Origin of the sequence: Flavivirga aquatica (assembly GCF_001747085.1) — a bacterium.
Taxonomy (GTDB): domain Bacteria; phylum Bacteroidota; class Bacteroidia; order Flavobacteriales; family Flavobacteriaceae; genus Algibacter_C; species Algibacter_C aquatica.
In genome coordinates, this window is record NZ_MDJD01000039.1 from 1 (window position 1) to 758 (window position 758).

At 38.4% G+C, this 758-nt stretch carries 1 protein-coding gene; it reads right to left on the reverse strand.

The genetic code is table 11. From position 1 onward, the window contains the following. Positions 1-758, reverse strand: a 758-nt coding sequence (locus A8C32_RS09475) for a reverse transcriptase domain-containing protein (protein WP_240491723.1), incomplete at both ends; no start/stop codon positions are given.

Consider the following 758-nt stretch of genomic DNA (forward strand, 5'->3'; position numbering starts at 1 on the left):
TAAATGTAAATCCTAGAAAATCGAATGTTACATAATGAACCTTAAATGGGGGATGCTTCTTTTGGTTGCGTTTGCAATAAACGATATTGCTTTTACCCGATTTTATCTCCAATTTACATTGGAATAATCGAGCTTTTACCGCTTCCAAAGTCCGCAGGGCTTGTTTGAAATTATCGCAATGAATAATAATATCATCTGCATAACGCTCAAACTTTACTTCGGGATGGTGCGTTTCTATCCAACTATCAAAAACTATATGCAGGAAGATGTTTGCCAGTAATGGACTGATTACTCCTCCCTGTGGGGTGCCTTTGATTCGTGGATGTATTGTGCCATCTTTCTTCTGGACTGATGCTTCCAACCAACGTTTTACATACAAGTGAATGTGCTTCTTCTTGGTAAAATGACCTAATGCCTGAAGCATCAATGTGTGGTCTATATCATCAAAAAAACTCTTGATGTCCAAATCAATTGCCCAATCCATCTCCATACAGTTTTTCCTGCATTGTTTAATGGCATGATGCGATGATTTACCTGGACGATAACCAAAGGAATTTTTACTAAATTGTTTATCCACAATCTGTTCTAATTCCTCTCGAATTACCATTTGAGCCGTTCGGTCTTGCACCGTTGGAATACCTAGCTTCCTTATACGACCATCTGTTTTGGGTATCTCTACCTCGCGTACAGGTTTTGGAAAATAACTACCACTTGCCAATCTATTCCATACAGGATACAAATATTTAATAGGGCGTGAT